Raw genomic sequence first — 14,764 nt, 5'->3', positions numbered from 1 at the left:
GGGCGTTTCTCGGAAGGGGATGTGGTAGGAGCCTGCCTCGGCGAAGAGACAGGCTCCTGGGCAGAAGGACCAGTGGGCGAAGAGATGCGATGGTTGGTCACGCAGGCCTACACCACCTGACGGGCAGCGGTGCCGTCCTGGAAGTAGCGGCGGGCGCGGTCGCGCACCACCTGGCTGGAATTGCCCTCCATCTCGTGCTCCACCAAATAGTTGATATAGCTGTTGGTGTCTTGGACCTCGGGGTGGCCTGCAGGGGTGCGGAAGGTCAAGAACTGGGTGTCGGGCTCAAGACCGTCGGGCTCATCCAGGGTGTCGGCGCCGCCGATGAGGTCGAAGAAGTCGCCTTTGACCGGCTCGGGAGCGCTGGAGTGGATCTTGACGGAGACGCGGCGAGAGCCCGACACCAGGTTGTCGTCAAAGCGCACGTCCATGGCGTCCAGCGCCTCTTGCCAGACGTCCTCCGAAGGATCCATAGCAAGCTCGGTCTCTGGGAAGATCTCCGAGCTGGCCACCGGCGCCTGGGCCGGCACTTTGGAGGTGTAGCCCACCTGGGCGAGGAAGGCGTCGGTATCAAAGATGGACGAGGAACTCTGGGGCGCCTCAGAGGCGGCAGGCTGGGCTTGAGCAGCCGCGCTCGCGCTGGCAGGCTGGGCGCTCTTCTCGGCAGGGGCGCCGTAGCGCTCGGCGGCGAAGGAGAAGGGCTTTTGGAAGCTGGCCGTGGCACTCACCGCGCTGACGGCCTCCTCGGCAGTCTCCAGCACCGTACCGCTATCAAAGAGGCCGTCCAGCTCCACGCCTAGGTCGCGAGAGATTTCCAGGTCGTTGGCTTGGGCTGCGGCCTCCCACCAGGAGGTGCCTAGGTCGGCCACCGTGCCGTCGGCCCGCTGGATCATGGGCAGATCGTCCATCATGTCGCCGCCCAGACGCTCAGCAAGCACGCGCGAGACGCCCTTGGAAAGGGCTAGCATACGATTCTTGAAACTCTTGCGATCCAAATATTCCGAGGCCACCCGCTCATAGTCCACGCTGGCTGCCGCGTGGATTCCGTCATGACCTTCGGATGCCTCCGGAGCCTGCGAGGCTGCAGGCACAGGCTCGCTTTCCAGCTCGGGCAGATGGGGGATCCTCTTCCCTGCCGAGAAGCCCTGAACCTCAGGGGCCGAAGCTTGCTCGAAGGGTTCCGAGGCCTCAGGAGCTGCTACCGGCTCGGAGGTTTTTGGGACCTCTGGAGTCGCTGTGGCAGCGCTCTGTCGAACAGCATCCACAGGGGACTCTCCAGCGTCTTCGGGAGACTGCACTCTGATAGCGCGTTCGGCTTGCCAGCGAGCCAACAGCTCATCTACCGAGAAGCTCTCGTCTGGGCTCTTGACGTGCTTGCTGCAGTACCCAGACATCTGGGGCTCAGGAGCCTCTGCTGCCAGCTTGGGCAGCGAGCCGCTTTTGTCGGGGAAATGCAGCAAGCCGCCGGCATCGACTTTGGGGGCGAAAGGTCCGACTTTGGATGGTGCGGACTTCTCGGCAGCAGACGCCCCCTCGGCCTCTGGCGACTGGGCTTCTGGGGCAGCCGGTTCTTCTGCTGGGAAGAGAAGCTGGGCGCTCTGATCTGCGGGCTCGTAGGAAGCGGCGCCTTGGGTGGGAGCAAACTGGGTGGAAGCGTCGGCGTACTCGTCCCAGGGATCTGCCGGGATGACCTGAGTGCCTGCTGCCTGTGCGGCAACCTGGGCCTCCAGCAGGCGGATGCGTGCTTCTAGCGCCTCAGACTGGGCCTTATGAGTGCGATGGCTCACCATGGCCACCCAGGCTGCGCCTACTGCAAAGCCCGCAGCAGCAGAAGCCCCTGCCACCAAAGTGGAATCGGCAGCAGCGGGCGCCGCCATAGCCATGGTAGGCACCGACCACAACGCAGCAGCACCGGCAAGGCCGGCGAACACTGCGCGGGATGTGTGTGATGAAACCATAAGGACCCCTTCGCGCCAAGCACCGATACGTCTTATGACGGCGCGAAACCTAGATCCCTCGGTAAGGTAATAAAACTTTAAGCGATGAAGCTCTACAGGCGCCCCAAGGGAGCACGGCTGCAAGATCTTCAGGGCAACGGCGAGGTGTGTTTATTGGCTGCGTGTACCGTCGCGTACCTATGAATGGTTCCCATCATAGACGATCCGTTAACCTTCTTGCGAGCACATTTTTGGAAAAGTGCAGGCAGATCCTTCATTTTTTACTTCTCTACAGGAAACCTAGAACCCTAACGACTTCTCTAGCTGCCATTTTTGGCGCATTATGGCCTTACATAGATCAAGAGCGCTCAAAAACCTCTGCTGCCGCTCGCCGCTCCCCCACCCCAAGCCACCTGCCACCGATGCAAATATGATGACATGGCCTCTTGTCGCCTTCTAAGCCCCAGGCTAGGGGGTATGTGCTCTTAATACCAAGAGTCCAGCCGCGCCCTGCGGCTGACACCACCTGCCCACGCCCTTTGGGGCGCCCATTCTTTAGACGCATTCCCGCGCACCTCTAGAGGAGGACCTATGAAACACATCGCCATAGTTACTGGCGGCTCTTCGGGTTTAGGCAAAGAGTTCGTCAAGCTCCTAGATCGCGGAGCCGGCGGACCCCTGCAAGAGATCTGGCTTATCGCCCGCGACATCTCCAAGCTCGACAAGGTGGCCGCCACCCTCAAGACGCCCGTAAAGTGCCTGGCACTCGATCTCACCGACAGCTCCAGCTTCGCCGCCCTCGACGCCGCCCTTGCTGCCGAGAAAGACCTCAACGTCCAATGGCTTGTCAACTGCGCCGGTTTTGGCAAGTTTGGCCCCTTTACCTCTATCGGAGCAGTAGCCAACGGCAACATGGTGAAGCTCAACTGCCTGGCGGTAGTGGAGCTTTGTTACAGCTGCCTGCTCTATATGCATGCAGGCTCTCGCATCATCAATATCGCAAGTCTGGCTGCTTTGGTGCCCCAGCCTGGTTTGGCGGTCTATAGCGCCACCAAGCGCTTTGTGCTGGACTTCTCCTATGCCCTCGATGGAGAGCTGGGCAGTGCAGGCATTCATGTGAGCGCCCTGTGCCCCAAGTTCATGGACACCCACTTCTTAGACAAGCCCGGCAATGCCCAAACCTTGAAGCGCCTGGAGTGGGTGGGCTTTGAAGACCCTGCAGCCTGTGCAGCGAAAGCACTCAGGCAGTCGGTGGCAGGCAAGGTGTGCATTATCACCTCGCCCTCGGTGAAGGTATTTCATTTCTTTTCTAAGCTCCTGCCCACCCCTGCGGTGATGAAGGCCCAAAGCCTGGTGAGCGATCTGGCTGAGCGGTTGGGAAAGTAGCACGTTCGCGTTTTAGGGCGTCGCTTTCCCCACGAGCCAGCCAAACCAAAACGCCCAGTCTCATGTAAAGAGGCTGGGCGTTCCTTTCAATTCGCCTTGCGTCCTGCAAGCCGTCTCGCACAATCTTTAGGCGATGTAGTCTGTCTGAGCGGCTTTTTTTGCCGAGCGAATGAGGAAGTCCTCATTGGACTTGGTTTGGCGCAGACCTTTGATAAGAGAGGCTTCGGCACGCTCGATGTTGTTGAGGTTTGCCAGCACGCGGCGCAGGCCCCACACCAACGGCTGCATGTCGGGGGTAATGAGCAGGTCCTCGTTGCGCGTGCCGGACTGCACAGGATCGATTGCCGGGAAGATGCGCTTGTCGGCCAGCTCGCGGTCCAGCTTGAGCTCCATATTGCCGGTACCCTTGAACTCCTCGAAGATGACCTCGTCCATCTTGGAGCCGGTATCCACCAGCGCAGAGGCCAGAATAGTAAGGGAGCCGCCGTTCTCGATATTGCGGGCGGCGCCCAAGAAGCGTTTGGGCGGGTAAAGCGCGGCGGAATCCACGCCGCCAGAAAGGATGCGACCGCTGGCAGGAGCGGCCAGGTTGTAGGCACGAGCCAAGCGAGTGATGGAGTCGAGCACTACCACTACATCTTCGCCCTCTTCTACCAGGCGCTTGGCACGCTCAATCACCAGCTCTGCCACGTGGGTGTGGTTATCGGCAGGCATGTCAAAGGTCGAAGCCACCACGTCACCCTTGATGGAACGCTCCATATCGGTGACTTCCTCCGGGCGCTCGTCCACCAGAAGGCAGATGAGGTGCACCTCGGGGTTGTTGGCCGCAATGGACTGGCAGATGTGCTTGAGCACCGTGGTCTTACCTGCCTTGGGAGGCGACACGATGAGGCCACGCTGGCCTTTGCCAATGGGAGCCACCAAGTCGATGGCGCGGCCGGTGATGGAGTCTTTGCCATGCTCCATGTAGAGGCGCTCATTGGGATAGATGGGAGTGAGATCACGGAAGCGCGGGCGCTTAAGTGCCAGCTCAGGGTCTTTGCCGTTGATGGAAGTGATGGTAGCTACCGGCGGGAACTTGTTGCTGGAGTTACCCGGGCGCACCGTGCCCTCGATAAGGTCGCCGCGGCGAAGGCCATAGGTACGAATGGTGATCTGCTGCACGAAGGCGTCTTCATCGCCCTGCATGAAATTGTTGGTACGCACAAACCCGTAGTTCTCATTGGTGATCTCGAGAATGCCTTTGACCGTGCGATAACCCTCTTTAATGGAGGACTGCACAATGGCATCTACCAGCTCGCTTTTGCGCATGCCCTGGAAGGGGATCTCCAGCAGGCCGGCACGCTCGCGCAGGGCCGGGAGCTTCAACAGCTCGAGCTCCTCCCGAGGCAGCGGGGGCAACGGTTGCGGTTTTTTAGGATGACGGTTAAACCTACCAGGCCTATCTTGATTGTTTTTGTAGCTCTTAGGAGCCGATTCTTGATGGCGGCCCGGACGGCCCTGACGCTCATAGCGCCCATTGTACGACGAATTACCAGAATCTTTGCCAGACACCGTTTTGTACTCCTTGTCGACCGGCACAGTCTATGATTGCCCAGAAGGCATATGCATACATGGAAGACCCCTGGGATCAAGCGGCGATGGATTAAGAAATAATGCCGATCACAGGGTAATAAGCGGGATCAAAGCCCTTACAGCAAAGCCCCAAAACATGGCACCACTAAGGGTTGCACGGGTCTTGACTATAGCACACTCAAAAATATATCCGCATCCGCAACAGAGCCCATCGGTAAATTAACAAGACTCCCTAGAGCATGAAAGCTAACTTAATCGATCTGCTCCGAGGTCAGGTGGTTCCTCCTGCCAAAAAAATCCCCCGCAGAAAGAAGCGTTTTGCCTATCTTTCTGCGGGGTTAAGCTTGGGAACATGCAGGCGAAGCGCTGCGAAAGCCAACGGGAGCAGCGCTTCATCTCGCCGCCGAGAAGGTCTCGCCCTTCCGTCCGGACCCTCGTTGCTCCTTGGGGATCAGGCACGCGGTTCGAGGAGCGAGGCGCAAGGGTTTCTCGGCAGGCAAAGGAGGCAGAAGGCCTACTCGGAAGCGGTCTCCTCTTCCTCATTGCGGCCACGGCGATTGCGGCGTACGACGATCTTGTTGACCTCGGCAGTGAGCTCTAGGGCACGCGCCTTGCCCTCGGGGGTGAGACCCACCTGCAGGGTGCGGGTGGCATCAGGGGTGGCGCGGTTGCGGCTTACCAGACCGCGGTCTACCAGGCTGGAGACCGACATGGACACCGTGGGCTGCAGAAGGCCCAGGGTGCGCACGATCTGAGAGACGCTCATGGAGTCATCGCCGGAGAGCTGGAGAGCCAAAAGCACCAGGTCGCCGGACATGCAGAACATGGTGCCCATGGCATCCACGAACTTGCAGATGCGCTCGGGGCTGGAGCGGTGAAGAGGAGCGCCGTTTTGGATGCTATTGCATACCTCTGCGCAGAGCTGATCTTTGACCTCGATGCCCTTCTCAGAGATCTTGCAGCATACGTTGCGGCGGTCAGACTCGCCCTCGTGGCGGGTAATGAGGCCCAAGCGCGCCAAGTGGTTGGTGCGATGGGTCATGGTAGGACGCAATACGCCCTGATAATCGGCGATCTCGGAAGTACGCAATTCTTCGCCGGCCTCATAAAGGTGACAGAGAATAGCGAACTCATCGAAGGTCAGGCGCTCCTTGGCCGGAGTCTCCTGCCTTACGACGTTGCACGCACAACGTACTGACATGTATTCCTTAAGATCCATTCCGTGCCTCCCGTATCCCAATAGCTCCTTTTAGCGGCGCAATTTGCGCCGCCCTCGCACCTAATGCGAAAACATATTGCTTATATACAGGTACATAGTACAACCAAAAGAGCGAGATTACTCCTTCTATTTATTAGAAAAGTAAAATTGGATAGGTCAGTATCTGTTCAATTACCTCAGAAATTTTAGTTTATTGTGTAACTATTATTCATTTGTTAGCACTATTTATTTTTATTATTTTTGTATTATTACCTGTAATTATGTACAGTTATAGTGAAATTTAGGGAGGTCTTTTTTAGATACATTTTGTATCTATATTACATCTACAAATCGCAGGTCATAAAAAGATAACGGCGCAGGTTATCACCTGCGCCGCCACAGAATCGTTACGATTTATGCCTCTTGGGGCTCTTCGTTGCGATACATCTTGTGAGGAGCTGAAACTCCAATGAGCTTGAGAGCCACTTCCAGGTTGATGCGCACCGCATCGCAGACTGCCAAACGGGCGCGGGTAAGCTCGGGGTCTACCGGGTTGTTCTCAGAGGGCAGGATCTGGCACTCGTTGTAGAAGCGATGGAAGTTGGAAGCCAGCTCCTGCACGTAGTGGGTGATCCGGAAGGGTGCACGGTCGCGGGCACAACCTGCGATAAGGTCGGTGAACTTGGACATAGTACGGGCCAGCTCGGCCTCAGCAGGGTTGGTGAGCAGAGAGAGGTTGGGATCCTCGCCAATAGCCTTTTGAGCTACGGCTTCCATGCCCATCTTCTCTGCCTCCTCATAGGTCACGCCTGCAGCGCGACGCAGGATGGAGCAGATGCGGGCATGGGCGTACTGCACATAGTAGACAGGATTGGAGCTGTCCTGACGGCGTACCGCCTCAATGTCAAAGTCGATGGTCTGGTTGGAGCTGCGGGAGATGAGGGTGTAGCGAGTGGCGTCAGGGCCGGCCTCTTCGATGAGCTCGTCGAAGCTCACCATGGTGCCGCGGCGCTTGGACATGCGCACGGGCTCGCCATTGCGAAGCAGATTCACAAACTGGCCCAGCAGCACCTCGTACTTACCGGGGAAGCCCAAGGCGGCAGCCGCAGCTTGCACACGCTTGATGTAGCCGTGGTGGTCTGCGCCCAGAATGTTGATCTCATAGTCATACTCGGTGAGCTTGTCCCAGGTATAGGCTACGTCGGAGGCAAAGTAGGTGTACTCGCCGTTGGACTTGACCACTACGCGGTCTTTGTCATCACCAAAGTCAGTGGTGCGGAGCCATAGGGCGCCGTCATCGGTGCGGTAGAGAAGGCCCTTGTCCTCCATCATCTTGAAGGTGCGGCTGATGGGACTCTCGCCGTTCTCGTCTTCCACATAGAAGGCACGCTCGCTCTTCCAGTTATCAAAGTGGCAGCGCACCGAATCGCAGGTCTCTTTGATGGCAGCCAGCTGACGCTGGTAGGCGCGCTCGCGGAACTCAGGGGCGCGTACGGACTCGTCCACATCCACCCACTTGTTGCCATCCACTTCGTAGAAGTGCTTGGCGATCTTGATGATGTAGTCTCCGCCGTAGGAGTTGCCGCCCAGCGCCTCATTGAAGGCGTCCATGTAGGGGTGAGTCTCAGGATGAGAATCGTCCTCGTCCTCGATGTAGTTCTCGCGGTCTTGGATGAGGTAGTCCACCGCGCCCTGAGCATCCAGGCCAAACTTCTCCATGACCTCCACCAGCTGGAGGTAACGCTGGGCCACGGACTCGCCAAAGACGTCCATCTGAGAACCGTGATCATTGATGTAATACTCACGCTGCACATCGTAACCAGCGAAGTCCAGTACGTTGCACAGGGAATCGCCAATGGCAGCCCAGCGGCCATGGCCCACATGGAGAGGGCCGGTGGGATTGGCAGAAATGAACTCTACCTGGACCTTTTCACCATGTCCGATATCCGAGCGGCCAAAGTCGGGGCCCTCAGCGCGGGCCTCGGCGAAGATCTCGTTATGAGCAGCGGTGTTGAGATAGAAGTTGATAAAGCCAGGGCCGGCGATCTCCACTTTCTCAATCTCGTCAGAGGCAGGCAGGTATTCTACGATGGCCGCAGCGATCTTAGGAGGAGCCATGCGGGCCAAGCGGGCAGAGCGCAGTGCCACCGTAGAGGTCCACTCGCCATGCGAGGTGTCTGCCGGGCGCTCGACACCTGCGTCCTCCACCACAAACTCAGGCAGCACACCGGCTTCCTGAGCTGCAGCAATGGCCTGTTTTACAAGCTCCTCGATGGTTTCGGGCATGGGGATATCCTTTCTTCTCAAAAGAGCAATCACAAGATACGCGATCTCATAAAGTAAGCGATTTTATCCAAAACAAACCATAGCATCCTGAGACACGCCCCCGGCAGCAGGTTCTATTGGGCGCCGGGTCTTTGCACATTGAAGCATCTAGGGGCAAAAGGCGAGCCCAGGGCTAGATTCGTCGCTCGCTATGGCTGGCACGCTCGCGCTCCTCGCGGGCCAGTTGGCTGCGAAGAGAAGAGAGACCGGGCTCGAGCCCTACAGGATAGAGCTGCGGATTGAGGAAGCGGCGGGTGGCCGCATCCAAATACATCATCGCGTCGCGGCAGCGCTGACGCGCTTGGGCAATGGTGCCGTTTTCACCGGTACCCTTGCCGCCCAGCACCATGGGCACCAGGACGTCTGAGGCCTCTGCGCCGCGAAAGTCATAGACCGTGTCTGCGTCGAGGACATTGACGGCAAAGCCGTCTTGGGAGGGATCGCGATACTCGTCATCTATAATCACGTCGCCAATGGGCACGCCAGCGGCGTCGCGGTAGCGCACCAGTCGCTGGACGCCTGGGATAGTGCGCTTATAGGCCATCTCAGAGAGCTTCATGGTGGGCTGCCACTGACTTTGACCTGCGCTCTTGTAGGCGGAGAGCTTGTAGACACCGCCCAAAGAGGGCTGCGGATCGCAGGTGGCCAGCTTAGTACCTACCCCAAAGGAGTCGATGGGGGCGCCCTGGGCAAAGAGGGACTGAATGGTGTATTCATCCAAGTCATTGGATGCGCTGATCTTTACGTAGTCCAGGCCCTCTTCGTAAAAACGCGCACGGGCCATCTTGGAGAGCTTCGCCAGATCCCCAGAGTCGATGCGCACGGCAGCCAGACGCTCGCCTGCAGCCTCCATCTCCTTGGCCACCACGATGGCGTTCTCTATGCCCTGCACCACGTCATAGGTATCGAGCAGCAGCACGCAGTTCTTGGGAAATGACTTGGCGAACGCACGAAAGGCGTCTATCTCTTTAGGAAAGGCCATGACCCAGCTATGGGCATGGGTGCCAAAGACCGGAATGCCGTATATCTTTCCTGCGAGCACATTGGAAGTGGAACTGGCGCCACCAATATAGCTGGCACGTGCCACAGCCAAGCCGCCATCAGGACCTTGAGCACGACGAAGGCCAAAGTCGCTTACTGCGTGACCTTCGGCTGCCTGTACCACGCGGGCGGTCTTGGTAGCCACCAGGGATTGGAAATTCACCAGGTTGAGCAGCGCAGTTTCGATAAGCTGGCAGGCAATGATGGGCCCTTGGACGCGTACCAAAGGCTCTCGAGGAAATACGATGTCGCCTTCTTGCACCGCATAGATGTCCAGATCTATGGAGAAGCCGGCCAAATAGTCCAAGAACTCTTCCTTGAACATAGGGCCGCCGCCGGGGGCCTCAAGGGAGCGCAGGTACTCAATGGAGTCTGGCGCGAACTTGAAGTTCTCTACCAGGTCTGCGATTTGGCCCGTACCGCAGGCTATGGTATAACCCCCGCCAAAGGGATTCTCGCGAAAGAACACCGTGAAGGCACCGTGGGTGTCTGTCATGCCGGCCTCCCAAAACCCCTGAGCCATAGTGAGCTCATAGAGGTCTGTGTTGAGAGCCACGTCGGTAGGTACGGTGCGATCAGTGAGGGACATTGGTCCTCCAGTCAGAAAGCTTGAAAGCGCAAGGCCTTAGAAAGGCATGAATACCTTCCATAGTAACGCGCTTGCGCAATTGTTACGGCCCTAAGTATCAAGCGGACATAGGGTTGCAATTAAATCAGCGTCTCGTTTAAGGGACCGGAGCCACTGCGCAACGGCTGCTTCAGAGATGTCGGCCATCGATGCTGCTCCCTTCTACAAAAAAGCGCCAAGGCACTCATAGGGAGTGCCTTGGCGCAAAGCCCGCAGCTTATAGCAAAGCCTACTTTGGGGCGGTAACTACATAGATGATGCCGGCGATAAGCAATACAAAACAAATGGCCAGCACGATCTTTTGAGCCACTGGCATACGCAGATCATCGTCTGGCTCCATACGCTGACGTGCCTGTTCGAGCTGAGCGTCTTCCGCGGCTCGCTGAGCCTGCTGGACCTTCTCGGCACGCAGCCGCTCTAACTCGGCACGCTCCCTTTGAGCAGCTTCCTGCTCCTGGCGGGCGGCCTTCTCGGCACGCAGCTGCTCTAGCTCGGCACGCTCTTGATCAGTGAGCGAGTTGTTCTGATCTGCCATAGGTCTCCCAATCTGTTGAGGTCGAGGCTACTTGTCCTCAGCCTCCATCTCGGCGACCAGGACATCCTTGGCTGCTTTGGCCTCGGCCTTATCGGCCTCGCGCTCAGATTCAAGGCTATGCTCGAGCTTGCCCTCGTGCTCCTCGAGCTGCTCGTGCTCGGCCTTGACGGCCTCTTCGCGCTCCATCTTTTCTTTGCCGCCAATACCAGAACGGTTGTTAAGCGGCTCATCATAGATATATGCCATGTTGGCTCCTCACAAAAGAGGGCGCGCACAAGTGGGCGCCCTGCCGACAGTTGAGGCTAACGGCCGATCTCCTCATCGCGCGTGGTCTCATAGTCAGAGTCGTACTGCGTTTGACGAAGATAACCCTTCTCCTCGTTCTCGATCATGTCTGCCCGAGCGGCGTTGAGCGTCTCGCGGTGCTTCTTGGCAGCCTCGTGGCGGTTGTCAAGCGCCTCCTGCTCAGCCTCGGTCATCTCTTGGGGACGGTCGAGATTCTTGGATTCTTGAGTCTCTTGGTCACGGTCGAAGTAATCGAACATGTCTCCTCCTAAGATGCCAGACACGATCATCTGGCGTGGTCTATACCCTGAAGCCTGATGGACAAAAGGGCTTTACCCAATCTCTGTAAAACTCGGAGACGTAAATGAGGGATTCGTTCATAAATCAACGGTCTGTGGCAGGTAAACATATCTATGTTGGGTCCCCCGACGGAAGGCTTTTGAGACTACAGCTCCGGGCCCTCCACTCCCGTGGTGTCGAAAGAGGGCACGAAACTCTCTGACACCGTGCCGCCTTGTTGCCACCACAGGCGCTCAAATCCCAGGTCGTCGGCATGATCGAGCACCAGTTCGTACTCTTCTGAACTCACTGTGAGCGCCAGCTCGTCATCGCGGGCCCGGCATCGCTCGTTGGGGGTGTACTGGTTCATGACCGAAAGATCGCAATCATTGCCGCAAATCTCCCATACGCGGTCAAGCACCGTGCAGGAATCCTGGGTGTGACCGGGCATCACCAGATGGCGCACCACAATGCCTTGAGCAAGCGTGCCGTCCTCGCGCTCCACTCGCCCTCCTTTGGCAGCCGTCACTTCATGCATGGCGCGCAATGCGGCTGTTGCCACCTCGGGATAGGTTGGGGCTGCCGAGAAACGCTGAGCCACCTGGCTTGAGGCGTATTTGAAGTCAGGAAGCCAGATGTCGATGTAGGGTTCCAACTCATAGATAAGCTGGGGATCCTCAAAACCCGAGCTATTGCAAAGGATGGGCAGCATGAGCCCGGCCTCTTTGGCCCGTGCGATTGCCGCAGCCACCGTGGGTGCAAAGTGAAGGGCGGTAACCAGATTGATGTTGAGCGCTCCTTGGGCTTGCAGCTCGAGCATTATGGCTGCCAAGCGCCCCTCGCTTATCTCAACCCCAAAGCCACCAGAGCTGATCTCATGGTTTTGACAAAAGACGCAGCCCATGGGGCATCCTGAGAAGAAGATGGCTCCAGAGCCGGCCTCTCCCGAGATGGGAGGCTCCTCCCAATAATGAAGTGCCGCACGCGCCACTTTGATCTGGGACGTCATGCCGCAAAGACCGCGTTGACCTGCCGTGCGGTCAACGCCGCACCTGCGAGGGCACAGGGTGCATTGGCGATAGAGAGCGGGGTCGAGAAGCTGCGCCATAGGGGCTCCAAACTAAAAAAGGACGCTCTGCTCAAGCGTCCTCTTAAAAAGGCATTGCGCCTTGAAGTATGTGGTGGAGACGAAGGGAATCGAACCCTCGGCCTCTGCCATGCGACGGCAGCGCTCTCCCAGCTGAGCTACGTCCCCTTGGGAAGTGCATCGCTGAGTATGGCAGACCACAGGCAAAGCTGTCAATGTAAAAGGCCAGGATGCTAAAAAGAATGCATCCTGGCCTGGTAATTGCTAGTCGACCTCGCGGGACGATAATGAACCCACCTCTCACAGGTGGGTGTCCTCGTCGTCGGTTCCAGCTTCCTCATCAACGGAGGATACCTGTACTGAGATCGAGATGCGGACTCCCTGAAAAAACTTGTCGGTTCACCCAGTTTGTACCGCGAAGATCGACAACCTCATCTTACCCAACCCTTATTTTTTAGTCACGAGCACGCTCCAGAAGACCGTAAACGCTACCATTTCTGCGGAAAACGGCATCTGGATGCCCAGGCGGGCCTTTACGAGCTCGCAAGGTCTGTGGGGGCATTTGGGGAAGAAGCTCGCCTGACGTACACTAAGAGCTCCAAGACAATGACAGGCGCGCCCGAGCAGCGCCCTAGAAAGGAGCACAGGTGGCCCTACTATCGTGGTTTCCCTATGCCTGTGTCTTTCTGGCCGCGCTTTTGGGTTGCGTGATCACCACCCCAACCGCTCGCAGGATTGCCGTACGCGCAGGCGCCATCGATGTGCCCTCGCGCAGGCGCGTCAACACGCATCCCATCCCCCGCATGGGCGGCATCTCCATCTTTCTCGGCTTGGCTGCTGCAGCTGTCGTGCAATGGCTTGGCACCACCTATTTGGGTTGGCCGGTGGTGCTTGTGTCCAGCCCCAAGCTCTCTGTTACCTACCACGGTATCGTGGCTTCGATGGTCGCCATTTTCATAGTGGGCCTGGTAGACGACGTCAAGTCGCTCAAACCGCTCCCCAAGCTCATAGGCCAGATCTTGGCAGCCACCATTGCTGCGGCCAGCGGCCTTTTGATAGGCAATATCGTGAACCCCTTTGGAGGCCCAGAGATCGCCTTAGGCCCCCTGGCCTACCCTGTGACCATCATCTATCTGGTAGCCTTCGCCAATATCGTCAACCTCATCGACGGCTTGGACGGCCTCGCAGCGGGCATCACCTGCATTTCCAGTTTCACCATGTTCATCTTGTCCATGCTTTCCGGTCGAGCAGACGCCGCCACCTTTGCCTTGGCCCTCTGTGGCTCTACCCTGGGCTTTTTACGCTACAACTTCTCCCCCGCCTGCATCTTCATGGGTGATTCCGGATCGCTCTTACTAGGCTTCAGCCTGGGCTGCATATCGCTGCTCTCCGTCACCCGCGTGGCAGGCATCACCACCCTGCTGCTGCCCTTGGTGCTCGCCGGCATCCCCATCATCGACACCTTCTCGGCCATCGTCCGCCGTAAGCGCGCCCATGTCTCTGTGGGCCAAGCCGATCGCGGCCACATCCACCACCGCCTCATTGCCGAAGGATTCGATCAGCGCCAAGCGGTAGTCCTCATCTACCTTTGGACCGCTGCCCTCTGCCTAGGCGCCGTCATCATGACCCAGGTGGAGGTAGGCCCCCGCATCGCGGTCTTTTGCCTGTTGGTGGCCATGTCTGCCGTCTTTGTGATCAAGCTCAAGCTTTTCCAGCCGGTGCTGCTCCACCATTATGACGACCAAGGCAATGATGAACTCATTGGCCCCGACGACCCCAGCTTCAAAGAAGAGGCCCATCGCCAACACATGGACTCCTAGCCAGATTCTTGAAGGGGCGGAGCCTATCTTGCCCAGCGAGTTCTTCGCGCAGCGAAGCAGTTTGAAGCTAGGAGGGATAGACCCACCCCTCCCATGGCCTTCGGGCATGGCACATAACATGGGCTTTTAGGACAGATAGTGCGCTGTGATTAGGGGTGTTGACTTGCGTCAGACCTGCGCCAACACCCCTTAACCTGTAGACCAAATCTACCTTCATGATTTACAAGTGCTCTTTGCGGCTAGAAGAGGGGCAGTGTGAAAGCAGGGCTGCTTTCACACTGCAAAACCCCGGCTAAATAACGGAAGTTCAAAAGCAGACCTGCCTGTGAGATGGGAACGCAGGACAGATGAGGTTTGGACTGGGCGCCGCTTCATGCCTACTAAGTACCATTTCGCGCCTACTAAGTACTTAGTAGGCCGATTTCGCCCAAAATCTGCGTCTTATTTTATTTAAGTATTACATCACCCAAGCTCACAAAGTTGGTTTCATATTAAATTGTACTTAGTAGGCGCCTGCTGGAGGAAATGTACGGAGGAAATGTACTTAGTAGGCCCCAGCGTTGTCTCTCTTCTGCATCTTGGTCCTGCAGGCCTCACAGACCACCTTTTTCATCGAGCCCTCCTACCACTAGGATGTAACGGCCCGATTCTGCAGCCTTTAGCTGGGG

Annotated in this window: 10 protein-coding genes, 1 tRNA gene and 1 pseudogene; 2 read left to right on the top strand and 10 right to left on the bottom strand. The window is 57.7% G+C overall.

What is annotated here, in order from left to right; genetic code table 11:
- Positions 1-107: 107 nt before the first annotated feature.
- Positions 108-1,958, bottom strand: a complete 1,851-nt coding sequence (locus E5334_RS07840) for a hypothetical protein (RefSeq protein WP_136013041.1) — start codon at positions 1,956-1,958, stop codon at positions 108-110.
- 570 nt (positions 1,959-2,528) lie between these two features.
- Here E5334_RS07840 and E5334_RS07835 point away from each other — a divergent pair.
- Positions 2,529-3,323, top strand: coding sequence for an SDR family NAD(P)-dependent oxidoreductase (locus E5334_RS07835; RefSeq protein ID WP_136013040.1), 795 nt, complete (start codon positions 2,529-2,531; stop codon positions 3,321-3,323).
- A gap of 126 nt (positions 3,324-3,449) precedes the next feature.
- Here E5334_RS07835 and rho read toward each other — a convergent pair.
- The 9 genes and pseudogenes from rho to E5334_RS07790 all read right to left on the bottom strand — a co-directional run.
- Positions 3,450-4,856: pseudogene (gene rho, locus E5334_RS07830) on the bottom strand (transcription termination factor Rho); the annotation flags it as partial.
- A gap of 556 nt (positions 4,857-5,412) precedes the next feature.
- Complete coding sequence (locus E5334_RS07825; protein WP_136013038.1) at positions 5,413-6,117, bottom strand: MarR family transcriptional regulator; 705 nt, start codon at positions 6,115-6,117, stop codon at positions 5,413-5,415.
- Between the two features lie 393 nt (positions 6,118-6,510).
- A complete protein-coding gene (gene argS, locus E5334_RS07820; protein ID WP_136013037.1) occupies positions 6,511-8,382 on the bottom strand; it encodes an arginine--tRNA ligase in 1,872 nt (623 codons plus the stop codon).
- 172 nt (positions 8,383-8,554) lie between these two features.
- Positions 8,555-10,051 (bottom strand): nicotinate phosphoribosyltransferase, encoded by a 1,497-nt coding sequence (locus E5334_RS07815; RefSeq protein WP_136013036.1) that lies wholly within the window; start codon positions 10,049-10,051, stop codon positions 8,555-8,557.
- A gap of 268 nt (positions 10,052-10,319) precedes the next feature.
- A complete protein-coding gene (locus E5334_RS07810) occupies positions 10,320-10,625 on the bottom strand; it encodes a hypothetical protein (RefSeq protein WP_136013035.1) in 306 nt (101 codons plus the stop codon).
- A 27-nt stretch (positions 10,626-10,652) separates the two neighbouring features.
- Entirely contained in the window at positions 10,653-10,871 is a 219-nt protein-coding gene (locus E5334_RS07805) for a hypothetical protein (protein WP_136013034.1), read from the bottom strand.
- Positions 10,872-10,927: 56 nt separating this feature from the next.
- Complete coding sequence (locus E5334_RS07800; protein WP_136013033.1) at positions 10,928-11,170, bottom strand: hypothetical protein; 243 nt, start codon at positions 11,168-11,170, stop codon at positions 10,928-10,930.
- Between the two features lie 185 nt (positions 11,171-11,355).
- Positions 11,356-12,297: a radical SAM protein gene (locus E5334_RS07795; RefSeq protein ID WP_136013032.1), complete on the bottom strand. Its 942-nt coding sequence runs from the start codon at positions 12,295-12,297 to the stop codon at positions 11,356-11,358.
- Positions 12,298-12,368: 71 nt separating this feature from the next.
- Positions 12,369-12,444, bottom strand: a tRNA-Ala gene (locus tag E5334_RS07790).
- A gap of 479 nt (positions 12,445-12,923) precedes the next feature.
- Here E5334_RS07790 and E5334_RS07785 point away from each other — a divergent pair.
- Entirely contained in the window at positions 12,924-14,096 is a 1,173-nt protein-coding gene (locus tag E5334_RS07785; RefSeq protein WP_136013031.1) for a glycosyltransferase family 4 protein, read from the top strand.
- Positions 14,097-14,764 lie beyond the last annotated feature (668 nt).

Origin of the sequence: Muricaecibacterium torontonense (assembly GCF_004793925.1) — a bacterium.
Lineage (GTDB): Bacteria > Actinomycetota > Coriobacteriia > Coriobacteriales > Atopobiaceae > Leptogranulimonas > Leptogranulimonas caecicola.
Note: the sequence above shows the minus strand (reverse complement) of the source record. Positions and strands in the feature narration are given on the sequence as shown.

Coding starts and splice junctions, on each gene's coding strand:
- E5334_RS07840 (WP_136013041.1), bottom strand. CDS start 1,958: ATGGTTTCATCACACACATCCCGCGCAGTGTTCGCCGGCCTTGCCGGT.
- E5334_RS07835 (WP_136013040.1), top strand. CDS start 2,529: ATGAAACACATCGCCATAGTTACTGGCGGCTCTTCGGGTTTAGGCAAA.
- E5334_RS07825 (WP_136013038.1), bottom strand. CDS start 6,117: ATGGATCTTAAGGAATACATGTCAGTACGTTGTGCGTGCAACGTCGTA.
- argS (WP_136013037.1), bottom strand. CDS start 8,382: ATGCCCGAAACCATCGAGGAGCTTGTAAAACAGGCCATTGCTGCAGCT.
- E5334_RS07815 (WP_136013036.1), bottom strand. CDS start 10,051: ATGTCCCTCACTGATCGCACCGTACCTACCGACGTGGCTCTCAACACA.
- E5334_RS07810 (WP_136013035.1), bottom strand. CDS start 10,625: ATGGCAGATCAGAACAACTCGCTCACTGATCAAGAGCGTGCCGAGCTA.
- E5334_RS07805 (WP_136013034.1), bottom strand. CDS start 10,871: ATGGCATATATCTATGATGAGCCGCTTAACAACCGTTCTGGTATTGGC.
- E5334_RS07800 (WP_136013033.1), bottom strand. CDS start 11,170: ATGTTCGATTACTTCGACCGTGACCAAGAGACTCAAGAATCCAAGAAT.
- E5334_RS07795 (WP_136013032.1), bottom strand. CDS start 12,297: ATGGCGCAGCTTCTCGACCCCGCTCTCTATCGCCAATGCACCCTGTGC.